The sequence below is a fragment of the Domibacillus sp. DTU_2020_1001157_1_SI_ALB_TIR_016 genome (genome assembly GCF_032341995.1).
Taxonomy (GTDB): Bacteria; Bacillota; Bacilli; order Bacillales; family Domibacillaceae; genus Domibacillus; species Domibacillus indicus_A.
Genome location: NZ_CP135439.1, coordinates 1,857,253 through 1,880,876, shown reverse-complemented (window position 1 = coordinate 1,880,876; position 23,624 = coordinate 1,857,253). Strand labels below are relative to the sequence as shown.

29 protein-coding genes are annotated in these 23,624 nt (G+C 44.4%); 18 read left to right on the top strand and 11 right to left on the bottom strand.

The window, feature by feature from the left end; all coding sequences use genetic code 11:
- Positions 1 to 79: 79 nt before the first annotated feature.
- The 3 genes from ggt to RRU94_RS17515 form a co-directional block, all read right to left on the bottom strand.
- Positions 80 to 1,759: a gamma-glutamyltransferase gene (gene ggt, locus RRU94_RS17525; protein WP_315692141.1), complete on the bottom strand. Its 1,680-nt coding sequence runs from the start codon at positions 1,757 to 1,759 to the stop codon at positions 80 to 82.
- 200 nt (positions 1,760 to 1,959) lie between these two features.
- A complete protein-coding gene (locus RRU94_RS17520) occupies positions 1,960 to 2,148 on the bottom strand; it encodes a hypothetical protein (RefSeq protein ID WP_315692140.1) in 189 nt (62 codons plus the stop codon).
- Entirely contained in the window at positions 2,135 to 2,341 is a 207-nt protein-coding gene (locus RRU94_RS17515; RefSeq protein WP_315692139.1) for a hypothetical protein, read from the bottom strand. Before RRU94_RS17515 ends, RRU94_RS17520 begins: the two co-directional genes overlap by 14 nt.
- A gap of 339 nt (positions 2,342 to 2,680) precedes the next feature.
- Here RRU94_RS17515 and RRU94_RS17510 point away from each other — a divergent pair, with 339 nt between their 5' ends.
- Together RRU94_RS17510 and RRU94_RS17505 are read left to right on the top strand one after the other, a co-directional pair.
- On the top strand, positions 2,681 to 3,103 hold the full coding sequence (locus RRU94_RS17510; RefSeq protein WP_315692138.1) for an acyl-CoA thioesterase: 423 nt from the start codon (positions 2,681 to 2,683) through the stop codon (positions 3,101 to 3,103).
- Complete coding sequence (locus RRU94_RS17505; protein WP_315692137.1) at positions 3,103 to 3,405, top strand: hypothetical protein; 303 nt, start codon at positions 3,103 to 3,105, stop codon at positions 3,403 to 3,405. Before RRU94_RS17510 ends, RRU94_RS17505 begins: the two co-directional genes overlap by 1 nt.
- Here the strand turns inward: RRU94_RS17505 and RRU94_RS17500 are convergent.
- Both RRU94_RS17500 and plsY read right to left on the bottom strand, forming a co-directional pair.
- On the bottom strand, positions 3,395 to 3,700 hold the full coding sequence (locus tag RRU94_RS17500) for a HesB/YadR/YfhF family protein (RefSeq protein ID WP_315692136.1): 306 nt from the start codon (positions 3,698 to 3,700) through the stop codon (positions 3,395 to 3,397). The genes RRU94_RS17505 and RRU94_RS17500 overlap by 11 nt on opposite strands.
- A gap of 118 nt (positions 3,701 to 3,818) precedes the next feature.
- The gene (gene plsY / locus RRU94_RS17495) at positions 3,819 to 4,421 is read right to left on the bottom strand and encodes a glycerol-3-phosphate 1-O-acyltransferase PlsY (protein ID WP_315696030.1); all 603 of its coding nucleotides are present in this window, start codon (positions 4,419 to 4,421) and stop codon (positions 3,819 to 3,821) included.
- Between the two features lie 233 nt (positions 4,422 to 4,654).
- Between plsY and parE the strand changes: the two genes are divergently transcribed.
- From parE to RRU94_RS17465, 6 genes are all read left to right on the top strand, one after another.
- The gene (gene parE, locus RRU94_RS17490) at positions 4,655 to 6,631 is read left to right on the top strand and encodes a DNA topoisomerase IV subunit B (RefSeq protein WP_315692135.1); all 1,977 of its coding nucleotides are present in this window, start codon (positions 4,655 to 4,657) and stop codon (positions 6,629 to 6,631) included.
- Between the two features lie 4 nt (positions 6,632 to 6,635).
- Positions 6,636 to 9,059, top strand: coding sequence for a DNA topoisomerase IV subunit A (parC, locus tag RRU94_RS17485; RefSeq protein ID WP_315692134.1), 2,424 nt, complete (start codon positions 6,636 to 6,638; stop codon positions 9,057 to 9,059).
- A 152-nt stretch (positions 9,060 to 9,211) separates the two neighbouring features.
- On the top strand, positions 9,212 to 9,355 hold the full coding sequence (locus tag RRU94_RS17480; protein WP_315692133.1) for a hypothetical protein: 144 nt from the start codon (positions 9,212 to 9,214) through the stop codon (positions 9,353 to 9,355).
- Positions 9,356 to 9,430: 75 nt separating this feature from the next.
- Positions 9,431 to 9,811 carry a large conductance mechanosensitive channel protein MscL gene (gene mscL, locus RRU94_RS17475; protein ID WP_242232974.1) on the top strand — a complete coding sequence of 127 codons (381 nt, stop codon included), beginning with the start codon at positions 9,431 to 9,433 and terminating at the stop codon, positions 9,809 to 9,811.
- Between the two features lie 138 nt (positions 9,812 to 9,949).
- Complete coding sequence (locus tag RRU94_RS17470) at positions 9,950 to 10,819, top strand: TetR/AcrR family transcriptional regulator (protein WP_315692132.1); 870 nt, start codon at positions 9,950 to 9,952, stop codon at positions 10,817 to 10,819.
- A gap of 20 nt (positions 10,820 to 10,839) precedes the next feature.
- Positions 10,840 to 12,036: an MFS transporter gene (locus RRU94_RS17465; protein ID WP_315692131.1), complete on the top strand. Its 1,197-nt coding sequence runs from the start codon at positions 10,840 to 10,842 to the stop codon at positions 12,034 to 12,036.
- Between the two features lie 30 nt (positions 12,037 to 12,066).
- Here RRU94_RS17465 and RRU94_RS17460 read toward each other — a convergent pair whose 3' ends face one another.
- Entirely contained in the window at positions 12,067 to 12,690 is a 624-nt protein-coding gene (locus tag RRU94_RS17460; RefSeq protein WP_251272357.1) for an HAD hydrolase-like protein, read from the bottom strand.
- 153 nt (positions 12,691 to 12,843) lie between these two features.
- Between RRU94_RS17460 and map the strand changes: the two genes are divergently transcribed.
- The gene (gene map / locus RRU94_RS17455; protein WP_251272356.1) at positions 12,844 to 13,587 is read left to right on the top strand and encodes a type I methionyl aminopeptidase; all 744 of its coding nucleotides are present in this window, start codon (positions 12,844 to 12,846) and stop codon (positions 13,585 to 13,587) included.
- Positions 13,588 to 13,701: 114 nt separating this feature from the next.
- Positions 13,702 to 14,727 (top strand): metal ABC transporter solute-binding protein, Zn/Mn family, encoded by a 1,026-nt coding sequence (locus RRU94_RS17450; protein WP_315692130.1) that lies wholly within the window; start codon positions 13,702 to 13,704, stop codon positions 14,725 to 14,727.
- Positions 14,728 to 14,746: 19 nt separating this feature from the next.
- Here the strand turns inward: RRU94_RS17450 and RRU94_RS17445 are convergent, their stop codons facing one another.
- Positions 14,747 to 15,343, bottom strand: a complete 597-nt coding sequence (locus RRU94_RS17445) for a YitT family protein (protein WP_315692129.1) — start codon at positions 15,341 to 15,343, stop codon at positions 14,747 to 14,749.
- Between the two features lie 118 nt (positions 15,344 to 15,461).
- On the opposite strand from RRU94_RS17445, the gene RRU94_RS17440 reads away from it, so the two are divergent.
- The 8 genes from RRU94_RS17440 (at position 15,462) to RRU94_RS17405 (ending at position 20,204) form a co-directional block, all read left to right on the top strand.
- Positions 15,462 to 16,832, top strand: coding sequence for an aldehyde dehydrogenase (locus tag RRU94_RS17440; RefSeq protein WP_315692128.1), 1,371 nt, complete (start codon positions 15,462 to 15,464; stop codon positions 16,830 to 16,832).
- Positions 16,833 to 16,890: 58 nt separating this feature from the next.
- Entirely contained in the window at positions 16,891 to 17,406 is a 516-nt protein-coding gene (locus RRU94_RS17435) for a hypothetical protein (protein WP_315692127.1), read from the top strand.
- Between the two features lie 115 nt (positions 17,407 to 17,521).
- Positions 17,522 to 17,722, top strand: coding sequence for a cold-shock protein CspD (cspD, locus tag RRU94_RS17430; protein ID WP_242232965.1), 201 nt, complete (start codon positions 17,522 to 17,524; stop codon positions 17,720 to 17,722).
- 218 nt (positions 17,723 to 17,940) lie between these two features.
- On the top strand, positions 17,941 to 18,291 hold the full coding sequence (locus tag RRU94_RS17425) for a hypothetical protein (protein ID WP_242232964.1): 351 nt from the start codon (positions 17,941 to 17,943) through the stop codon (positions 18,289 to 18,291).
- A 149-nt stretch (positions 18,292 to 18,440) separates the two neighbouring features.
- Positions 18,441 to 18,740 (top strand): hypothetical protein, encoded by a 300-nt coding sequence (locus RRU94_RS17420; RefSeq protein WP_315692126.1) that lies wholly within the window; start codon positions 18,441 to 18,443, stop codon positions 18,738 to 18,740.
- A gap of 58 nt (positions 18,741 to 18,798) precedes the next feature.
- Positions 18,799 to 19,428, top strand: coding sequence for a metal-dependent hydrolase (locus RRU94_RS17415; protein ID WP_315692125.1), 630 nt, complete (start codon positions 18,799 to 18,801; stop codon positions 19,426 to 19,428).
- A 120-nt stretch (positions 19,429 to 19,548) separates the two neighbouring features.
- Complete coding sequence (locus tag RRU94_RS17410) at positions 19,549 to 19,953, top strand: sporulation protein (protein ID WP_315692124.1); 405 nt, start codon at positions 19,549 to 19,551, stop codon at positions 19,951 to 19,953.
- Positions 19,954 to 20,066: 113 nt separating this feature from the next.
- Positions 20,067 to 20,204, top strand: a complete 138-nt coding sequence (locus RRU94_RS17405; protein ID WP_242232960.1) for a hypothetical protein — start codon at positions 20,067 to 20,069, stop codon at positions 20,202 to 20,204.
- 90 nt (positions 20,205 to 20,294) lie between these two features.
- On the opposite strand, the gene RRU94_RS17400 is transcribed toward RRU94_RS17405, so the two are convergent.
- Genes RRU94_RS17400 through yfkAB form a run of 4 tightly spaced genes read right to left on the bottom strand, consistent with a single transcriptional unit; the run spans position 20,295 to position 23,608 of the window.
- A complete protein-coding gene (locus tag RRU94_RS17400) occupies positions 20,295 to 20,576 on the bottom strand; it encodes a DUF6509 family protein (RefSeq protein WP_315692123.1) in 282 nt (93 codons plus the stop codon).
- A 17-nt stretch (positions 20,577 to 20,593) separates the two neighbouring features.
- Entirely contained in the window at positions 20,594 to 21,979 is a 1,386-nt protein-coding gene (locus RRU94_RS17395; RefSeq protein ID WP_315692122.1) for an aminotransferase-like domain-containing protein, read from the bottom strand.
- Positions 21,945 to 22,484, bottom strand: coding sequence for a peptide-methionine (S)-S-oxide reductase MsrA (gene msrA / locus RRU94_RS17390; protein WP_315692121.1), 540 nt, complete (start codon positions 22,482 to 22,484; stop codon positions 21,945 to 21,947). The genes RRU94_RS17395 and msrA overlap by 35 nt, the downstream gene beginning before the upstream one ends.
- Positions 22,481 to 23,608 (bottom strand): radical SAM/CxCxxxxC motif protein YfkAB, encoded by a 1,128-nt coding sequence (gene yfkAB, locus RRU94_RS17385; protein ID WP_315692120.1) that lies wholly within the window; start codon positions 23,606 to 23,608, stop codon positions 22,481 to 22,483. Before yfkAB ends, msrA begins: the two co-directional genes overlap by 4 nt.
- Between the last annotated feature and the right edge of the window lie 16 nt (positions 23,609 to 23,624).

Sequence of the window (23,624 nt, the reverse complement as noted above, 5' to 3'; positions counted from 1 at the left end):
GTGCAAACCGGCTGCGCTAGGCATTTGGGCTGTTTTCTTGCCACAAAAAAAATTTCCGGCTGATACGCCGGAAATTCTTTTATTCAGGGTCCTGGGAAGCGGGAATTCCTGGACGAGAGGAATCACTGCTGCCAATGCGTTCACCGGTCTTGGGGTTTAGTAAAATTGCTTGAACGTTTCCTATGGACAGTGCAATGGAATCAAACTGATAGTTCATGCTCTCAAGCGTCTGTTTTGCTTCTTCCGGGATGCCTTCTTCCTGCCAAATAAGCGGTCCTGTACCGTTATAAATGCGGGGTTCTTCAATCGCTTCTTTTAAATCAAGGCCAAAATCAAGCACATGGATCATCGTCTGTAAAACGGATGCTGGAATGGTTGGCCCGCCGGGTGAGCCAAGTGTTAAAATCGGTTCGCCGTCCTTAAAAACAATCGTCGGCGTCTTCATGCTGACCGGATATTTGCCAGGTTCAACGGAATTTAAACCGGCTGGATCCGGATCAAAATCAGTCATATCATTATTTAATAAAAATCCGCAGCCGGGCACCATAATACCAGAGCCGAAGAAGTGCTCTAACGAAGAAGTACAGGCAGCGATGTTGCCTTTTTCATCTACAGCAATAAAATGAGTGGTATCCGGTCCGGGATCTGTCGTGCTGGCGTTTTTATGATGGGGTTCTTTGTCATCATACGGCCACGGATTGCCCTCCGTTACATCTTCATTCCGGAATTTAAAGTTTACCAGCTTCAACCGCTCCTCTAAATATTCCTCTGTTAACAGGCCGTTTAATGGGATATCGTAAAAAGCAGGATCACCCATGAACGCAAGCTTATCAGCCGTCATAATGCGCATCACTTCAGCAAGAAGATAATATTTTTCCCACGAACGAAGGCCATATTGGCCGATATCCAGCTTTTCAAGCAGTTTAAGCATATAAAGAAGAGCAAAGCCGCCGCCATTTGGCGGAGCAGGAACCGTAACCGTATAACCCTTATAAGTACCGGTGATCGCTTCAGACACAGTTGCTTCATAAGCGGCCAAGTCGTCTTTTTCCATAAAACCGTCAAACTCTTGAACGGTTTGGACAATTTTATCGGCAATTTCCCCTTGGTAAAAAGCATCTGCTCCGTGCTCTTGCAGAATTTTAAGTGTTTTCGTTAAGTCTTCGTTCACGACAATTTCCCCTTCAGTAAGCGGCACGCCGTTTGGATAAAAAAAGTCTTTCGCTTTCTCTCCAAGCCGGTCGCTGAAGCGCTGCAGCCCTGTATTCCAGGTTGAATTCACACGGACTCCTTTTTCGGACAAATCAACGGCTGGGGCAATTACATCCTGCCAGGACATGGTTCCAAATTCATTTAACGCTTTTTCTATTCCTCTTAAAATGCCGGGAACCGCTACAGCCGTACCAGGGGTGGAGCGCTTTAAAAATGGAATCACATCCTGATGCTCATCTACGAAAACATTTTTATGCGCTTCTTTCGGCGAAATCGAGTGTCCGTTTACAACGGACGTTTTTTTCGTTTCGGCATCGTAATAAAGAATAAAGCCGCTGGCTGCAAGCCCTGTGTTAAACGGTTCAGATACGGCCAAAGCGAACTGCATAGCCACCAGGGCATCCATGGCGTTCCCGCCTTTCGCTAACACATCTACGCCAATAAGGGACGATTCTTCGGTAGCGCTCGCTGTCATTCCTTTTGATCCGTGAGCGCGCTGCTTGTGCAGATGGTTTTTTTGATTTTTCCAAATGTGATCTATTGTCATATGGGTATCCTCCGTCAGTTTAAAATAATCGTTCAATCGTTTATACAAGTAAAGCAGTCTGCTCTACCAGTGAATCGGTCAAGGTATATTCAACAGTTTCACCGTGTGAAAATTCACCGACAGGCGCCATTTTATTGGCTGCTGGAATGTCCTTATCGGCAGCGAAAGAAGCGTCTGAGGCGCCGCCTGTATACTCATCGTCAATATCCAGTACAAATGTGCTTGCCGGTTTCTTTTACTTCTTTTAAAAGCCGGGCGGAAACCACCGTTTTTTCATTGGCGGACGTTCTGCCTTCAATTAATCCGCTATCGACAGACAGCCCGTTTGAATGATCGCTTAACTGCTGGGGCTTAATCACTTTACGAGCGATTTCTTCAACTCCGGGCAAGCTCAGGCCCGACGCCGGCATAGGCACTTTTACTGGAAACATACAGCCGATGCTTCGCAAGGGTACTCGCATTCTGCTGCCAGGATGTATTTTTCCCTTCCGCCGTGTCTTTAATCAAAGCTTTAGAGGAAGGAGAGGCGATCACTTTAAAGAGCCGCCTGTCTGCTTCATCTTTTTGGAAAATAGTGTTCATATGGGCAATCATTAAAATGCTTCGATGCTTCTCGGCTGGAGAAGTATTGCTCAAATGGATACAGTGACCGACGAAGGTCAGGCTGATCTACTCAAATTCATGTTAAAGCAGGGCACCCACTTGATCTATGCTTCTTTATCGTAAGGATTGCTACCTGTACTTGTGGGTTTTTTTTAAAGGGATATCATGTTTTTCTCTTTCTGCTTTAAAAATGCAATTAACCAATCATCCTCTTTCATCCGTTCTTTGTCTGTACCCGTAAAAGCAAAATGAATAAACGTCCGTTCAAAACATGGTAAAATAGGTAAAGAATTTGATTTTATTAAAGGAGTTTTGATTTTGTTTATTTCAGAAGCGCAAGTAGAAGTTCGATATGCGGAAACCGATGCCATGCAGGTTGTGTATCATGGCCAGTATGTTGTTTGGTTTGAAATTGGACGAACCCAGCTCATTAAAGATTTAGGCTTTCATTACGCCGATATGGAAAGAGCCGGATTTGTTTCCCCGGTAACCGATATCCAGCTTTCCTATAAGCGGCCGTTTCGTTACGGAGAGAGGGCGCTTGTTCGAACATGGATCCAATCACATACAGGCATTCGCACTACATACGGCTACGAAATTGTGAACGAAGCAGGCGATGTTTGTGTAATCGGCTCAAGCGTACATACCGTCGTAGACAAGGAAACATTCCGCCCGGTCAAATTTAAAAAAGCTTTTCCCGAGTGGCATGAAGTGTATGAAAAAGAAAAGAAGGAAAAATAATGGCATTTGGAGTAAAACGGGAAGAAGTGAAAAAGTGGAAAGAGGAAATTGAACGGGGCAAAGTGGCCTTTTTAACCCATTATTGGAAGGATGAGCGGTTCCCGGATTGCCGGACCGTAACAAAAGCAGGCTGTGCAGATGCTGAGAAATTGGCGGAATGGGGGAGGCAGTACGGATTAAAACCGGAATGGATCGATATGCGAAATCCATCCCGGCCTCATTTCGATCTGCTTGGCGAAAAGCAGCTGGTTATCTTAAGAAATGAAAAACTGTTTGATCATATTAAACGGTTTAATCTTTAGCTGAATCATTTATGTACTCAAAAGCAGGCTCCTGCAGCTTCTCATCATAAGTGACTTTTAAATGATGGCCGTCAAAGTACCAGACATCTTTTTCTTCAACAAAATAGGTCACACCTTCATGGGAAACGGTTACGGCTGGTTCAAGTGGCTCGTCTTTTGTCATGCCAAGTGAGAAACCTTCATGAAGAGGGCTTGAGCCGCCGTACCTTACATAAAAGCGGACGGTATCTCCCTCTGCCGCCTGCATTTCTTCTTTAAACCATTTTAAGGCTTTATTTGTTATATCGATGTTCACTGTTACCACTCCATTCTTTTTTCATAGTGTAGCATGGAAAGAGAAGGACTCAAAATAGTTCGCTGTTTTTGAATTATTTCTGCAAAAAACGGCTTGACCTCAACAGTCAAGCCGTTTTTTATTTGCGCCCGCCTAATGGAATTTTAGGCTCTGTCCCGTTGCGAAGGCGTGTCATGTTTGCCCGGTGCCGGTAAACAACAAAAAAAGCCAGAGCGGTCACAACCGCTAAAAACGGAATGTCCTGCGTATAAAAAGTATGGATGACCGCATAAATAAAGGCAGCTACAGCAGCGGTTACGGATGCGACAGACACGTACTTTGTGGTCAGCAGAACAACTAAAAAGATCGCAATTAAAAGCAGAAAAAAAAGCGGTTCGTATGCAAGGAGCACACCAGCTGATGTGGCGACTGCTTTGCCGCCGCGAAATCCGGCAAATACGGGAAGGATGTGTCCGATCACTGCGGCAAGGCCGGCCAAAAGGGCATGAACCCCTGTATCATCAAAAATAATCGGAATAGAGGCAGCGGCTGTTCCTTTTAAAATATCTGCTGCTGTCACAAAAGCGCCGGCTTTTTTTCCGAGAACGCGAAACGAATTGGTTGCGCCCAAATTCCCGCTTCCATGCTCCCGTATATCTATGCCGAAAAACGCTTTTCCTGCAATTAAACCGGAAGGAATCGAGCCCAGTAAGTAGGCGATAATAAGTACAAGTGCTGGAATCAATTTCTCATTCTCCCTTTTTGTGTTGTATAATCATGTGCATGACATTCTCATTCATTTTACCACGAGGGTTAGGGCGGCGGTAAAATTATTTCGGTTGATTCTCAAGGAAAAGTAACGTACTCTTTAAAACGGAATCAGCAAAGAGATTGGTGAACCGCCGCTTTTTATGATATGATAGTTAAGAACATACGTTTTATGTACGGGTGTTGGAAAGAGAGGAGATTTAGTTCATGGCGGATGCAACAAAACAATCAACTTACAATGAAGACTCCATCCAGGTTCTTGAGGGACTTGAAGCGGTTCGAAAGCGCCCTGGAATGTATATAGGGTCGACAGACAGCCGTGGGCTTCACCATTTGGTGTATGAAATCGTTGACAACTCGGTTGATGAAGCGCTTGGCGGACATGGAACCGAGATTAACGTTACGATCCATAAAGACAATTCAATCAGTGTGCGTGACTACGGGCGTGGAATGCCAACAGGCATGCACCGCACGGGCAAGCCGACAACGGAAGTGATTTTAACCGTGCTTCACGCAGGCGGAAAATTTGGACAAGGCGGCTATAAAACAAGCGGCGGCCTGCATGGGGTAGGGGCTTCGGTTGTCAACGCCCTGTCTGAGTCGCTCACGGTTACAATTTGGCGGGATGGCTTTCAATTCGAGCAGCGTTTTGAAAAAGGCGGCCGTCCAGTCACAACACTTGAGAAAAAAGGGAAAACAAAATCAACCGGTACACAAATTCATTTCAAGCCGGATGAAACGATTTTTTCAACGACCGTTTTTCAATTTGACACGCTGAGCGAACGGTTAAGAGAGTCAGCATTTTTGTTGAAAGGCTTGAAAATTACGTTAGAAGACAAGCGAAAAGACCGTGAACAAAAAGAAGAATACTTTTTTGAGAACGGCATTGAAGAGTTTGTCAAATACTTAAATGAAGAAAAAGACGCGCTTCATCCAGTTGTGTCGTTTGAAGGAACACAGAACGAGATCGAAGCAGAATTCGCTTTTCAGTTTAACGATGGTTTTTCTGAGAATGTGCTGTCGTTTGTCAACAACGTGCGCACGAAAGACGGCGGTACGCATGAAGCGGGTGCGCGGGCAGCTATGACGCGTACATTTAATGAATATGCGCGTAAGAACGGGCTGCTGAAGGAAAAAGATAAAAACCTTGAAGGAACGGATATTCGAGAAGGGCTGACGGCCATCGTATCAGTGCGTGTCCCTGAGCATCTTCTCCAGTTTGAAGGGCAGACAAAAGGAAAGCTTGGAACCGGAGAAGCCCGCTCAGCAGTCGATCAAGTCGTATCTGAGAAAATGCTGTATTTTCTTGAAGAAAACCAGGATGTAAGTGCACTTCTGATCAAAAAAGCGATCAAAGCGGCTCAAGCGAGAGAAGCTGCCCGTAAAGCCCGGGAAGATGCCCGGAACGGCAAAAAGCGCAAAAAAGGGGAATCGGTGCTGTCCGGAAAGCTGACGCCGGCCCAGTCGCGCAATCCAGAGCGTAATGAGCTGTACCTGGTTGAAGGAGACTCGGCCGGCGGCTCTGCAAAGCAAGGACGCGACCGCAAGTTTCAAGCAGTGCTGCCGCTTCGCGGAAAAGTCATTAACACAGAAAAAGCAAAGCTCGCAGATATTTTTAAAAACGAGGAAATCAATACTATTATCCATGCAATCGGCGCCGGTGTTGGCCCGGACTTTGCCGTAGATGATGCCAATTATGATAAAGTTGTGATAATGACAGACGCCGATACAGACGGCGCTCATATCCAAGTGCTGCTGCTTACGTTTTTCTACCGGTATATGAAGCCGCTCATTGACAGCGGTAAGGTGTATATTGCTATGCCCCCGCTTTTTAAAGTATCAAAAGGAACCGGAAAAAAAGAAGTAACAGAATATGTGTGGACTGAGCGTGAACTTGATGCGCTGCTCAAAAAAATGGGCAAAGGAACCACCATTCAGCGTTACAAGGGTCTTGGTGAGATGAATGCCGACCAGCTATGGGAAACAACGATGAACCCTGAAACAAGAACGCTGATCCGGGTAACCATTGATGATGCCGCACGGGCGGAGCGTCGTGTAACCGTCCTGATGGGGGATAAAGTAGAGCCGCGCAGAAAATGGATCGAATCCAACGTGGCGTTCGGATTGGAAGAGGAAGCCGCGCTTTTAGAAAATGAGCAGCTGGCTGGCAACAGGGAGGAATAACGAATTGGAAAGTGAACACATTCAAGATTTGCCGCTTGAGGACGTCATTGGCGACCGATTCGGGCGGTATAGTAAATACATTATTCAAGAACGGGCGCTTCCGGATGCACGGGATGGACTCAAACCGGTACAGCGCCGTATTTTGTTTTCTATGCATACAGAGGGGAATACACACCAAAAGCCGTTCCGGAAAGCCGCCAAAACGGTCGGGAACGTAATCGGTAATTATCACCCTCATGGTGATACATCGGTGTATGATGCAATGGTCCGCTTGAGCCAAAGCTGGAAAATGCGGACACCGCTCATTGAAATGCATGGCAACAACGGATCAGTCGATGGAGATCCGCCTGCGGCGATGCGATATACGGAAACAAGACTGTCAGCGATTGCCGGTGAATTGCTGACAGACATTGAGAAAAGAACCGTTGATTTTATTCCAAACTTCGATGAAACAACCAGTGAGCCGGTTGTGCTGCCGGCAAGATTTCCAAATCTGCTTGTGAATGGATCAACAGGGATCTCAGCAGGATATGCCACGGAAATTCCTCCTCACCGCCTTGATGAAGTGATTGACGCTGTGATTATGCGAATGGAAAAACCGGATTGCACAGTGGAGGAGTTAATGACTGTTCTTCCGGGTCCGGATTTTCCAACCGGCGGTATCATTCAAGGGGTAGACGGCATTGAAAAAGCGTATAAAACCGGAAAAGGAAAAATGATTGTCCGCGCCAAAACGGAAATTGAAGATATGCGTGGAGGACGTCAGCGGATTGTCATTACAGAAATACCATATGAAGTAAACAAAGCATCACTTGTAAAGAAAATGGATGATTTACGTATCGATCGAAAGCTCGACAGTATCGCCGAGGTTCGGGATGAGACTGACCGGACCGGACTGCGGGTCGTGATTGATTTGAAAAAAGAAGCCGATGCAGAGCTGATTCTAAATTATTTATTTAAAGCGACGGACCTGCAGATTTCGTATAACTTTAACATGGTTGCAATCGCGAATAAGCGTCCTGTTTTGATGGGGCTGCACCGCCTGCTGGATGCTTATATTGAACATAGAAAAGAAGTGGTAACCAACCGGTCAGCTTATGATTTAGAGAGAGCAAAAGCCCGCCACCATATCGTAGCGGGGCTGATCAAAGCACTGTCTATTTTGGACGAAGTAATTGCCTGCATTCGTTCTTCAAAAGATAAACAGGATGCTAAACACCGCTTGATGGATCAATTTGAATTTACGGAGCCGCAGGCTGAAGCAATTGTGACATTACAGCTTTACCGCTTAACCAACACAGACATTACGGCGCTTCAAAAAGAGTCGGTTGAGCTTGAAAAAACGATCAAGCAGCTGGAAGCCATTTTAGGAAGTGCGAAAAAGCTTGAATCGGTTATTAAGCGTGAATTGAAAGACATGAAGAAAATCTATGCGACCGAGCGCCGCACGGTGATCGAAGCAGAGATCCAGGAAATTAAAATCGATCAAAAAGCGATGATCCCAAGTGAGGATGTAATCGTTTCTGTTACGCGGGAAGGATACATTAAACGGACCGGTACGCGCTCATATTCCGCTTCTGGCGGGCTTCCGGCCATGAAAGAATCGGACGGGCTGTTATTTAAGCGCGAAATGAATACAACAGATGTGCTGCTCGTTTTCACAAATAAAGGCAGCTACTTGTATTTACCGGTACACGAGCTGCCGGATATTCGCTGGAAAGACGCCGGCCAGCATGCATCGGGTATGGTCAGCGGCTTTAAGGATGAATCGATTGTGGCGGCTTTTCCTGTACGCGATTTTGCTGCCGAGCGATATGTGCTGCTGGCCACAAAAGATGGCATGATTAAGCGTACAGAGCTTTCGCAGCTGAGCGTACAGCGCTATTCACGGGCGTTGACGGCTATGAATGTCAAGGGTGACGATGAAGTGTGTGCAGCGGCACTTACAGACGGCAGCGGTGACATTTTAATGATTACGCATTACGGCTATGGCCTGCGGTTTCCAGAAGAAGAAGTACCTGTGGTTGGACCGCGTGCAGCCGGCGTAAAAGGAATCAGCTTAAAAGACGAAGATTATACCGTTGCGGTTATTGTATCGGACAGCGGAGACGAAACTTCGTTTATCGCCGTTACAAACCGCGGATCGGCAAAACGGGGCGGGCTCGATCAATTCGAGCAGACAACGCGTGCCAAGCGCGGCGTCGTGCTGCTTCGTGAGTTGAAAACAAATCCACACCGTATTGTCGGTGCAGCAAAGCTTGATGAAGACCGGGACTATTATGTACGGACGAAAAAAGGACCGGATGTAAAAGTGGCTGTCCATGGCTTGAAAAAAGTGGACCGTTATTCAAATGGTTCCTTTGTTGTAGACGAAAAGGAACAAGGCGCTGTAGAACAGCTTCTTGTAACGGAAAAAGAAGAAGCCTAACTAAAAAGCTTCACGCCTTCACAGCGTGAAGCTTTTTAAGTTTCGTAATATGTTTATTTAACTATGTGCAAAATTCAAATCAGATTGCAATAAAACAGAAAAACCTTATATAATATAAAAACTGAAAGTCAATCAACAGAGGGGGCGGGAATATGCAATGGCTGGCCGGTTTTCTGTATGTATTGGTTTATGCAGTCCCAGTTTTTTTTATTACATTATTTATTAAGCTTTTCAAGTCCGAGCAAAGATGGAATAGAAGGGAAAAAATGAAAAAAGACGATCTTGCTGAAAAATAAGCTTCTTTTCTGCTAAAATGTTTTTTATGCCTGTTTGCAGGATATAAAACAGTGAAGCAGAAAGGAGGGAGGACCATGCTGAAGGAATTTAAATCATTTGCGATGCGGGGCAACGTGATGGATTTAGCCGTCGGGGTGATCCTCGGAGCCGCTTTTGGTAAAATTGTTTCTTCGCTTGTGGCTGATGTGATCATGCCGCTTGTTGGACTTTTAGTTGGCGGAATCGACTTTTCAGGCTTGTCTTTTACATTTGGCAAGGCTGAGGTGAAATACGGTATTTTCATTCAAACTGTTGTGGATTTTGTTATTATTTCATTTTCCATTTTTTTGTTTGTTAAATTATTTAATAAGCTTTACACAAAAGAAAAAAAAGAAGAAGAAGCACTGCCTTCTTTAACAAAAGAAGAAGAGCTTTTAACGGAAATACGTGACTTGCTGAAGTCAGGCAGGCAGTGACCCGATACCCGGACAAACCGTCCGGGTATCTTTTTGATATTTATTTCGTTTTACGAAACATTTTTCGTGTGTTTTGGGACATCCTATGTTAAGATTGACTTCGCGGTCAATTAAAAAACTGTTCGGTTGGTGTAGAAAATGAATGGAAAAAAAAGAAAAATCCTGCTGACGGCGATGAGGCTCTTTTCAACAACGAGCTTTCATCAAACGTCCATGCAGCAGATTGCGGATGTATGCGGGCTGTCAAAGGGAAGTTTATACACGTACTTTAAATCAAAAGAAGAGCTGTTATCCGATATATTCGAGTATTACTATCAGGTGCTGCACGATCAAATTGCAGCGGCGAAAAACGAGTCAGACAGCCATGAAGAACATTTTATCCGGGAGATGGCCATTCGAGCGCGGCATTATTATGCCTTTCAGGAATTTTTTATGATGCAGCTAAAAGAAATACGCGGCCTTGAAGATTCATCTTTACACGATTTTGTCCGCCAGGAAAGTATTCAGCTGAGAAAGCGGACAGAGGGACAGATAGCTGCTATCTACGGAGAAGAAATCATTCCATATGCACCAGATTTGAACACTTCCATAAAGGGAATGATGATATCGTACTTAGGAGAAATTATTGAACAAGACGTCCAGCACGATTTTGACCGCCTTGCCCGGCATTTATTTCAGCAGTTGAACGCCTCAGCCTTGTGGATGCTTCAGAACAAACAGGAGCCGTTTTTTAAAGCCTCCGGGTCTGATAAGGAAGACGGTTTGTATTCAGAAAGTGTTCATCCCCTTTATTTTATAAAAAAACTGAAAGCCCTGGCTGAAGGGGAACAGGATGCTTCTTTTGCACTCGACTCGATCGCGCTTTTAGAAAAAGAATTACTTGAAGTAAACCCGCGTGCCGCCGTTCTAACAGGGATGCTTTTTAATTTAAAAAGCCTGCCGCATATGAAAGCGATGGCTGAAGAGCTTGAACAGGCAGTCAGCAGAATGCCTAAAACGATTTATTAAGACAAGAAAGAAGGATGTACATGTCAAGACAAGATATTCAGCAGTTTCCACTGCTGATTTTAATGATGAATATGTTTATCGTCATGACAGGAATTGGCCTGGTGATTCCGATCATGCCAACTATTATTCATGAATTTGGGGCCGGCGGAAAAACGTTTGGATTTTTAATTGCAACGTTTGCGTTTGCCCAGTTTTTATTTTCACCGCTGGCTGGAGACTTATCAGACCGATACGGACGGAAGAAATCTATTATTTTTGGTCTTCTGCTGTTTTCTGCCGCCCAATTCTTATTCGCGTTTTCTAATCACCTTGCTCTTTTATATGCATCCCGTGTGATTGGCGGTATCGGAGGCGCTTTTATGATTCCGTCGATGATGGCATTTGTGGCGGATATTACAACAGTTGAAACGCGGGCAAAAGGGATGGGGCGCCTTGGAGCGGCCATGTCATTTGGATTTGTAGTGGGACCGGGTGTCGGCGGCTTCCTGGCAGCATTCGGGCTCCGGGCGCCTTTTATGATTGCCGGTACGGTAGCGGCACTGGCAGCGCTGATCTCCACTTTTTTCTTGAGTGAACCAGCGAAAGAACATGTACAAGCTATTGTAAAAAAACGGGATCCGCTTGTGAAACAGCTTGCGCTTTCTTTGAAAAAGCCTTATTTTATTTTGCTTGTTATGATGTTTACACTCTCCTTTGGACTGGCTAATTATCAATCTACCATCAGCTTATTTACCGACGAAAAGTTCGGCTTTAGCCCGTCAGACATTTCAATTTTAATGGTAATCGGCGGCTTGATTGGTGTGGTTGTCCAGGCGTTTGTGCTTGACCGTGTGCTGGAACGATTTGGGGAAGTTCGCGTTATGAATACGATGCTTGTAGTTGCAGCGGTTTCAATGCTTGGTATTTTATTTGCAACCGGCTTCTCGTCCATTTTACTTATTTCAGCGGTGTTTTTTACCGCTGCTTCCCTGCTGCGTCCATCCATTAACACAACCATTTCAAAAATGGCAGGAAGCGAGCAGGGGTTTGCAGCCGGTATGAACAACGCCTACATGAGCATTGGCAATATGATTGGGCCGGCTCTTGCAGGTACCCTTTTTGACGTAAATATGGGGCTTCCTTATATTTTTGGAGCTGTCATTATCGGTGTTACGCTTCTGATCTGCATCCACTGGGCAAGAGGGAGAAAGCAGAGCACCGCAAGTTCAGTTCATTAAAAAAGTGCGGACTAAAGATCCGCACTTTTTTTATGTCCGCAGCGCAAAATCAACAATGTCGTCTGGAACAGCCGCTTTGGACGCTTCGCCGGAAATGAGAGATTCATGGTCGTATCCCCACGACGCCCAGACGGCCCGCAGTCCGCTTTTCATGCAGGCATCAATATCACGCTGCTCATCGCCTACATAAAAAACCTCTTCCCGTGAATAATTGTACTGCTTCAATAATTTTTTGATCATTTTATCTTTACTGAAGATGTACTTAGAAGAAAAGATATCATGAATGTAATGAATTCCATTTGATTTTAAGCAGTGGTTAATAATATCTGATGCATTTGATGAAATGATCGCAATGTGAATGCCGCGGCTGCTTAATTCATCAAGCATTTGTTTAATGCCTGGGAACAGCGGAAGAGAGGCCTTTGATTCACGTATAAAGCGGTATAGCTTCGGAGCCGCAAATGGGATGCTGCGCATTGGGAAATTTAAATGGCGGCAGCGCTCAGGAATGCTCATTTTTTTTAAATCATCAAGTTCTTCAATTGAAACTTGATTATAGCCCTCTTTTTCGGCAAAATCATTGTATGCCTTTATAAATATTTGAATAGAATCAGAAAGGGTACCGTCAAAATCAAAAATGATGCATTTCGTCATCGAAATCACTCCTTCGGTCGGGATGGTATCGGCTTATAGTATTAGTTTAACATTGCATGGGTGCATCAAACATGATCCATACATATTTTCAACAGATTCTTAACATTCTGCTATAATAAGTAATGGAAAATTAAAAGTGAAGGAATGGACTTAATGATTGTAAAAACAGATGAAGATATTCAAGCACTCCAAAAAATCGGAAAAATCGTCGCGTCGATTCGCGATGAAATGCGCGCTTTTACAAAGCCAGGCGTGACTACAAAAGAAATAGATGAACTGGGCGGCCGCCTGTTTGCGCAGCATGGTGCGATTTCGGGGCCAAAAGGGGAATACGATTTTCCGGGCTTTACGTGTATTAGTGTAAATGACGAAGTGGCCCACGGTATCCCCGGAAGCCGTGTGATTCAAGAAGGCGACCTTGTAAATATTGACGTTTCCGGGTCACTCGACGGCTACTTTGCAGACACAGGTATTTCCTTTGTGGTAGGCGAGGGCGATCCTGTTTTAACGAAATTATGCCAAACGGCAGAGCAGGCTTTTGAGCGCGGCTTAATGAAAATCAAAGCAGGCGCAAAGCAAAACCAAATTGGAAAAGCAGTCGCAAATGAAGCGCGCCGCAATGGATTTGAGGTCATTAAAAATTTAACCGGGCATGGAATCGGCAAATCACTCCATGAAGCACCGGATCATATTTTAAACTATTTTGATCCGTGGGATAATGCGCTTTTAAAAGAAGGAATGGTGATTGCGTTTGAACCGTTCGTTTCAGAAAAAGCCGATATGATTAAAGAGTCAGGAGATGGATGGACGTTTGTAACACCAGACGGAAGCCGGGTAGCGCAAATTGAACATACGGTTATTGTCACGAGAGGCGAGCCGATTATTTTAACGAAATAACGAGCAGGCACCCACCAAAAGGTGGGTGCTTTTTTAAATCGTAACAATTACTGTTTACAAATCGGAATGATTACTATATTATTAAAGAAACATTCGATTCTGGAGGATATACACGTGAAAAAATGGACAGCAGCGGCAGCTGGCTTGCTTTTAATGCTGGCAGCTTGCGGAAATGAAAAAAACGAAGCAGCGGATACAAAAAAAGCAGCGGATGACACATTGACAGTTTATACAACGATTTATCCGCTTCAATATTTTACCCAGCGTATCGGCGGTGATACGGTAAAAGTAGAAAGCATGCTGCCTGCAGGAGCAGATGAGCATACGTATGAGCCAACATCTAAAACGATATTAGATATCGCTGGAGCTGATTTATTCTTATATAATGGCCTTCAGTTGGAGCCGTTTGCAGATAAAGTAACCGAGACCCTTTCTTCTGAAGATGTGCATGTGGTAAATGTAGGTGAGCAGGTGGAGCTTGATTCGGCACATGACCACGGGACAGAAGAACATAGCGCTGAATCAGAAGAAGCAGTGGAAGAGCATAATCACGAATCAGAAGAAGCCGCAGAAGAGCACAGCTCTGAATCAGAAGATGGGCATGACCATGGTGGAGTGGATCCGCACATCTGGCTGGATCCGCTGTTGGCAGAACAAATAGCTGAAATTGTAAAAGAAGAACTGGTTGAACTAAACCCGAATGAAGAAGCGCTTTATACAAAAAACTATGAGGCGCTGGCAGCCGAGCTTGAGCAGCTGGATGAAGACTTCCATACAATGGCCGATACAGCAGCACATAAGGAAATTCTCGTGTCTCATGCAGCGTACGGCTACTGGGAAAAATCATACGGCATTGAACAGCTGAGTGTGGCCGGTTTATCGTCTACGGATGAGCCGTCACAAAAAGAGCTGAAAGATTTGGCCGATACAGCGAAAGAGCATAATATTCACTACATGATTTTCGAGCAAAACGTAACGCCTAAAATTGCTAAGGTGATTCAAGACGAAATTGGAGCAGATTCTCTCCGCCTTCACAACCTCGCTACACTGACAGAAGAAGATATTGAACAGAAACAGGATTATATGTCGATTATGAAACAAAATATTGAAACGTTAAAAACAGCGATGAACGACAAATAAAAAAAGGCGCTTCCTGAAGCTACTGCTTCGGAAGCGCCTTTTTTTGCACAGGATAAACCGCAGCTGATTGAATAAAATCAATCATCCGTGATGCGATCCATTGACAGGCAATCGCATAGAGGATGGTTTTAACATCCACCACGATTCCCGTTGCAATTAAAATCAGCGTGTTTATGTAAAATAACGTTCGTCCCGGTGCCCAGTTCCGCCATTTTGACAGAATAAGCGCCGCGATATCCATACCGCCGGAAGAAGCACCGGCTTTAAACAGGATGCCAAGCCCAATTCCAAACAAAAGGGCGCCGGCCGGAAGATCAAGCCAAATTGTTGCGGGTGGAACAATAAAAACCGGTGTTAAAAAATGAATAACGGTCGCTGTAACCGACACACAATACATGGTGCCGGCTGCTGTTTTCAGGCCAAGCCATTTAAAGGCCAGGACGATCATGATGGCGTTCACTCCCCAGATTGTTGCCGCATAAGGAGTATGTAGCACATGATTCATCATAATGCTGATACCTGCTGCACCGCCGGAAGAAATGGCGTGCGGAAATAAAAAAATCGACATTGCTGCTGCTTGAATGGCGGCACCAGCTGTCCAAAGCAATATGTTCACAACCTTCACCTCTCTGTGTCATCATAACGCACTTTACCCCAAATTTGAAGGTGTTTTTTGACGCTCCTATAGGAGACTGTTAAACTAAAAGAAATAATACATACAGGGGTTGATAAGCATGAATGTGGCCGATATGATGCGGGCTCAGAAGGATTTTTTTGATTCAGGCGTCACCCGAAGTATCGATTGGCGAATCGAGCGCCTGACAGAGTTAAAGCAAGCAATAAAAAAGTATGAAAACGAGATTTCAGCAGCACTGCACCGAGATCTACGCAAAAGTGCCTTTGAAGCGTATACAACAGAAATCGGCTTCTTATATGAAAGCATTCGATACATGCAGAATCATCTAAAGGAATGGGCAGCGGCGGAAAAAGTCGATACTCCTTTGTACCAGCAGCCGGCGGAAAGCTATATTATTCCGGAGCCGTACGGGAGTGTTCTCATTATCGGCCCGTTTAATTATCCATTTCAATTGGTTCTTGAACCGCTAATCGGCGCCGTTGCAGCCGGAAATACCGTTGTGGTCAAGCCTTCCGAAAGCACCCCTCACACCTCTGCTGTGATTAAAAGCCTTTTAGAAGAACTTTTTGAGCCCGGGTTTATCGGTGTCCAGGAAGGCGGAAAAGAAACGGTTACCGCTTTGCTAGAAGCTCCTTTTAATTATATATTTTTCACCGGAAGTGCCTCAACGGCAAAAGTAGTAATGGGTGCAGAAGCTAAGCAGCTGATTCCCGTTACCCTGGAGCTCGGCGGCAAAAGCCCGGCTTTCGTAGACTATTCAGCTGATTTAAAACAAGCCGCCCGCCGGATTGCATGGGGGAAATTTACAAACGCCGGCCAGACATGTGTAGCACCGGATTATGTGCTCGTACATCAAAATGCAAAGGGTGCTTTTTTGGAAGAACTGCAGCTTGCTGTGCATGATTTTTACGGAGCAGCGCCGCAGGAAAGTCCTGATTTTGCGCGTATTGTCAACGAACGGCAGTTTAACCGGCTGCACGCTATGCTCGAGCGGACGAACGGGCGCCTTCTTATGGGCGGCGCGGCAGACAGGGAAGACTTGTTTATTGCGCCTGCTGTGGTTGAAGCAGAGTGGGGCGATGCATTAATGGAAGAAGAGATATTTGGTCCAATTTTGCCTGTTCTTACTTATACGGAGCTCGATGAGGCCATTAAGAAAGTCAAACAGCTTCCTAAACCGCTGGCGCTTTACGCGTTTACAAAAGAGGCAGCAATTGAAGAAAAGCTTGTTTCTTCCATTCCGTTTGGCGGTGCTACGATCAATGATACGCTTCTTCACGTATCAAGTCCGCATCTTCCGTTTGGCGGCGTCGGGCCTTCCGGCATGAATGCCTATCATGGAAAAGCAAGCTTCGATCTTTTTTCCCATAAAAAAAGCATTCTGCGCAAAAAAACGTCGCTTTCCATGCCGTTTTTGTATCCTCCTTATGAAAATCGCGTGCAGATTATGCGGAAAATTCTGCGCTGAGAAGGGAAACCAGGCATGCGGGTGGAATGTAATATGAAAAGAAAAGGAGGGAAGACGTGTGCCGATTAGTCTTGAACGATTAAAAGTGCCGGATGAATTTGTTCTAACACAGGAAGAAGTACTTGAAGCTGTAACGGAGCATTTAATGGCTCAAGGATGGACGCTCCAGCTTGAAGCTGCAGCCGGGAGCCATGATCTAATCGCCGCTAAACAGGACTGGTACGCTTACATAAAGTGTAAAGGTTCACGCGGAAAACGCCAGCAGGAAGGCATGGTTTATGACAACAACCAGCTGCGGGGCAATACAGGAGACCAGATTGAAAAGCTCATTCGTGCCCAGGGGGAAGCTGAAAATCCAAGCTTGTTTATTATGGCAAACCCAGGGCTTGACCGAATGAAATGGGTTGTGTCAAAGCTTGAGACCGGTCTTGATAAGCTTGATATCATCCGCATGTGGGTCTACCCGGACCGTACGATAAAATGGGATATTCCAGCTCATCTTTTACAGATAGCAAGGATGCTTGAAATTGAGAAAAATGGAAAGATTGCGGTTGCACCGCCTAAAAAAAGATGATATAGTAAAGACAGTTGTTCGTTCGTTTCAAATGATATCACATTACGTGCTTCATCTTGAAATAGCAGCAAACAGCAAGAAAAGATTTGCGTATTAAGCGCGAGGAGGACATAACATGCTAGAAGGTAAAGTAAAATGGTTTAACGCAGAAAAAGGCTTCGGTTTTATCGAAGTTGAAGGACAGGACGATGTATTCGTTCATTTCTCAGCTATTCAAGGTGAAGGCTACAAATCACTTGAAGAAGGTCAAAACGTGACATTTGAAGTGGTTGAAGGACCACGTGGCCCACAAGCTGCTAACGTTGAAAAACAATAATTCTGAATGAAACCATAACAGGTGAAGCAAATGCTTCACCTGTTTTACATTTTTAAAGTCTTTTTTAAAAAGCATAAATTGCAAGCGCTGTCAATATCATTCTGGCTATTTGTCACAAAAATGCTACATTTTTCTGAAGGAAATAGGTGTTTTTTTAGAAAAAACGAGTAAAATAAGGATGGCAAATAAATGAATGATGAACGATCAGGAGGATGAGTATGATCTATATGGCAGCAGCTGTCGTTGCAATGATTGCCGGAATAGTATGGGCAAGCCGTGTATTCTCTGGACATAAAGTAGAAGAGGGAGTGCTTGTTGTTAAAAATGGCACCCAGGAAACATCTATTCCAACGAATGAGATTGTGGAAGTGTTTGAAATGGGTGAAATATCAAAGGATGCATCCTTTTTTGAGAAATATATTATCCGTCCTTACGTCAAAAAGGAACGGATCGCTGTTTATACCCGTTCAAATGTTTCTTACTTTTTTATTCTGCGCAACCCAAACCGCTTTGTGAAAGCGATAAAAGCGCAAAATCCACAAGTGTTTATTAAAGCAAAAGTGATGTAAAACGGAATAAGTTCCGTTTTATTTTTTTGTGTCGAAAAGAACCATAATAATATTATGTAAACTTAAGGGTTTAGAATAGTATTTACAAATGGAATGGAAGCTGTTATTTTTAAGTAGTCGCGGTGAACAAAAAGGAGTTATCAATAAAGATGGTAATTTTTACAGACGAGCAAGCGCAGGCAGTTGTAACCGAATCATCCTACAGCTGGAAGAAAAACTGCGTAAAAGTAGAAAATGGATACTTAAAAAGCATAGGGATGTTAACGAATACGCGGATACCGATCAAACATATTGATACAGTTGTTTATTCTTACAATCCTAAAAAGCCGGCTATTGTTCCAGTGCTGAAAATTATCGGCAAGGGCACTGTACTATGTGAAATGGAAATTTCTACAGAGCATATTGAAGCAGTACAAGACTGGATGCTTCAAATTATGGACAATTTATAAAAGTAAAAAGCCGTCCGGTAAAAGGGCGGCTTTTTATATGATGAAAGGATGAGGAATCGTGAAAGGATCTTCCCATATGGCGATTGGGGCTGTTACAGGGGTGGGCATAGCTGTCTGGTCGCAGTCTTCAATCGTTGAAACGGCTCTTTTCGGTTTTGCCGGAGCCGTTACCGCATTAGTTCCCGATCTGGATGTGAACGGAAAACTGGCAAATAAAATTACGGTAGAAAAGAAATGGCTTGTGTTGTTTTTTGCGGCAGCCGGTGTGCTGCTGGCTTTATACAGTTATTTTATGCTGTTCGGTGTAAAACAAGTAACCGGCTTTCTTGTCAGCCTTGGGATGCTGCTTCTGCCAAGACTGTTTATTAAGCAAAGAACATCACTGTTTTTAACCGGAGCGATCGCCGCATATGCAGGGTGGTACATACAGGAAATATGGATTGTTTACTTAGGACTGTTTATTATATTTGCTTCTGTCGTTTCCCATCGGACATGGACACACTCTTTTATTGGGATGGTTCTTTTTTATTTTGTTGCCGCTGAAATTGCCCAAAAGTTCCCGATTCAAGGGCTTCAAACCGTTTTAATGCTTGCATACTTATCTCATTTGATCGCCGACATGAAGCTGCTTCCATACAATAAAAAAGGCACCAAGTTTTTTTATCCAGTATGGAAAAAAGAATTTTAACCAATTACTGTTATTTTGTTAATAATGCATTATGTGCAAAATTCAAATAAAATAACCAAAAAAACGTTATAAAAACAACCTGTTCAGGGAAAAGAAAACTAAAAACAGGAGGAACAGTACATGTGGAAAGATTTTTTTTCGAGCATTGGCATAGGAAGCGTTAAAGTAGATACGATGATAGATCAAAAAACGGTATCGCCGGGAGAAACGATAAACGGTTATGTCCACATAAAGGGAGGAAAAGTAGAAGAGCCGATTGATAAAATTCAAATATTGCTTTATCTTCAGTATGAAGAAGTAAAGGAAGACAGTGATTTTTCATGGCACGAAAAACATTTCCAAGAAGTTATCCTGCCATTTAAACGGAATATAAAAGCAAGTGAGGCACATAAGGTTCCATTTTCTATCAAGATTCCTTTGCAGAGTCATAAAACCGATGAAACACATAAATGGTTCATCCGCACAAAAGTATTTATTGATCAGGCCGTAGATCCAGAAGATGAAGATGAAGTGATTATTCATTAAAAAGCAGAAATCTTTCTGCTTTTTTTTATCGAAAGAAATTGACAACCTTTTCACTCTGTTATATATTAATTAAAACAAAAATAAATTGTTATATAACAGAAAGGGTGGCAAATATGGAGATGTACCGGGAAGCATATGAATATTATTTGGAAATGTGCAAGGCGTTTGGAATTAAAAAAATTCCGTTTTATCGCTTTATGCACAACTTAACAGAAGAGCAGATGAAGTTATATATTCAAAAAGCCCAATAAGGAAGAAGGGATTGGTCGTTACGGAAACAGCCGTCAGTGAAGCCATGTAAAAACCCCGTCAGCATTGATAGCAGACGGGGTTTTTACTGTTTAGGAAAGTTGAGAAGCGCAGTATTCGCGAACCATTTCCACTTCATCTTCTTCTAGTTCAAAATCCAATACGCTGTCATCTATGCGGTTATGCAAAAATAAACCGGCTATGTGCTGTCCAGATTCCGTTACTGCGTACAAAACGCGGATATAAAAGCCTTCTGGTGAATACAACTCATCCTCTTCATCTACGGAAGCAAAAAGGCGATATTCATATCGATCTCCCTCTAAAATGCCAAATGGATCTTCTATTTTTTCAACTGTATGTTCTGTAATGACCATGTGTGATACTCCTTTAGTTATTTTGATAAAGCAACAATCCATTTTTTCATCCGTTTGATGCCTTCTTCAAACTGATCGGGACGGGCATAGCCGTATGAGAGCCGAATCGCCCGTGACGTACCCTCTGTGTAAATACTTCCCGGATGAAATAAAATCCCTTCATTTAATGCTTCTGTATATAACTCTCTTAAAGAAATAGGCTGATTCAAACGAAGCCAGACAAAAAATCCGCCGTTTGGCATTGTCCATTGCGCGACATCTGATAGGTGCCTTTGAAGCGACTCAGAAGCCGCCTGCCGCCGCTTTTTCAGCTCTTTACGGACATATTCAAGATGATGTTCATAGAGCCCTTCACCAAGCCACTCAGCTGCTACACGCTGCGAGAGGGAACTCGTTCCGTAATCAGCCTGCATTTTCAAGTCTGCCAGCCGTTCAATAACGGAATCAGAGCCGGCGATCCAGCCGATCCGCAGGCCGGGACTCAACGTTTTTGACAAGCTGCCAATATAAAGCACGTTACCGGTCTCATCCATTGATTTTAAAGAAGGCGGCGGCGGTTCATCGAGCCATAAATCCCGGTAAATATCATCTTCAATTACAGGCAGGCGGTTTGTGCTGCAAAAAGACAGCACTTCTTTTCTTCTTGTTTCGCTCATTAAAATACCGGTCGGGTTATGAAAGCAGGGAATGGTATAAAGCGCTCCTTTTTGGCCGGACGTCCAAGTCTTCTGCAGTGAATCCAGTTTTACTCCATCACCATCCATCTCAATGCCTTTGAGTGACATGCCAAGCGACTGAAAAGTACGGATGGAGTACAGATAAGAAGGCTCTTCGAGTAAAACAGAAGATCCCCGCTCAAGCAGGCCGGATGCAATCAAGCCAAATCCCTGCATAGCACCAGACACAATTAAAACAGAAGACGGCGCTACCTTGGTTCCCTGCCGGGTCATATACCCGGCAATGGCCTCGCGAAGCGGCTCATAACCGCCCCGGTCTTCATATCCTAGTGAATGGATTTTTCCAGACAGCCGGCTGAGCACATCGTTTAAATAATTTTCCGGAAAAACATCTTCGGCAAGCTCACCTTTGCTTAAGTCAATAATCCCGGTATCTGCTGGTAAAGATTGTACTTTGTCTTCTGCAGGCAGGGCAGCGAGAAGCGACCACGTATTGCTCGCTACAATCGTTCCTTTTCCCATTACGCCCTCGATAATTCCGGCCGCTTTCAGCTGTTCAAGCGCAGCTACAACCGTGCTGCGGTTTACAGACAGTTCTTCTGCCAAAACACGCTGGCTTGGAATCTTCGTGCCAATCGCCCATTTGCCGCGTACGATCTGATCTTTAATCCAGCCGGCAACAGCATCTGACTTAATGCTTCGTTTCATGATCTGTCCAATGCTCATTTAAAAATTCATCGCGGCCGGACTGTGCCCGGTCCGCTTTATATTCTTCCTCGTGTGTTTGATAAAAATTCTGATGGTAGTCTTCTGCCGGATAAAACGGACCAGCCGGTAAAATAGGCGTCACAACCGGCTTTTTAAACATACCGCTCTCTGCCAGTTTTCGTTTAGAATCCTCGGCCGCTTTTTGCTGCTCAGGAGACAAATAAAAGATAACGGCCCGGTAAGATTCACCCCGGTCCTGGAACTGTCCTTCGTCATCGGTTGGATCGATTTGCTGCCAGTATACCTCAAGGATTTGCTCATATGAAATAATATCGGCATCGTAGATGATTTCAACTGCTTCTTTATGGCCGGTGCCGCCGGCTTTTACTTCCTCATACGTTGGGTTTTCCGTGTGCCCGCCTGTGTAACCGGAAATAACGGATTCAACACCGTCCCATTGGTCAAATGGCTTGACCATGCACCAAAAACACCCACCAGCAAAAATCGCTTTTTCTTTTTTCATTGCTGTACTTCCTTTCTTTCTGTCCAAGCTGTTTGTGTTGTAAAATCTGTATCCGGATAATAAGCTTTTTTAACAAGTAAATTCGGGCCTAAACACCGGACGGACGAGCAATGGCAGGCAATTTCATTTGCCAATGCAGAACGATTCCACGTTTCAAAAGAAGATTGAAGAGAGTTGTCTGCAATATTGCCAAGCGACGGTGCATCTGCAAAATCGGTTACGATCACATCGCCGGAAAAAATATTCACATTTAATCGTGAGCGTCCATCTGGATCATTGCGCACGGTCACCAGCGGTTCCTGGTGCAGGCGGGTCAGAAGTTCACGATCGCGCTCATCCGAACTGCACGCAAAAAACGGAAGTGTTCCAAACAGCATCCATACATCCGGGTCACGAACATCAAGCAAGTGATGGATCGCACTGCGGGTTTCGTCAAGCGTCAAAGATTCAAGCGCGCTGGCAAAATCACTTGGATACATCGGATGAACCTCATGTCGGGCACATTTCATTTCCCCGACAATTTGTTTATGAATGTGTTCAAGATGGGGAAGAGTCCGTTTATTCAGCATAGTCTCGGCCGATACCATCACATTTGCCTCGGATAAAATCCGGCTGTTTTCGATCATTCGGTCAAATAGCTTTTCCCGCTGGCTATAGGAAGGTTTGCGCTCCATATTGGCAAACCCGGCTTCCACAAAATCGTCTACAGTGCCCCAGTTATGGGAAATATGCAGAACATCAAGAAAAGGCGCAATCGCTTCGTAACGCTCGGCATCAATCGTCAAATTAGAATTCATTTGGGTATAAATACCGCGCTCGTGGGCATATTTGAGCAATGGTTTTACATACTGTTCAACTGATTTTTTGGAAAGCATCGGTTCGCCTCCTGTGATGCTGATCGCGCGCAAATGTGGAATTTCCTCCAGGCGTGACAGCAGCAGCGAAAGAGGCAGAGCCTCAGGATCCTTTGTTTGAAGCGTATAGCCGACTGCACAATGCTCGCAGCGCATATTGCAGAGTGTCGTCGTTGTAAACTCAATATTAGACAGCCGGGCAGAGCCGGACTGGTCAATATCCATATAGCTTTCCCACGGATCAAACGCGGGTGAAATGGTTTTTTTCATTTTAAAAACACCTCTT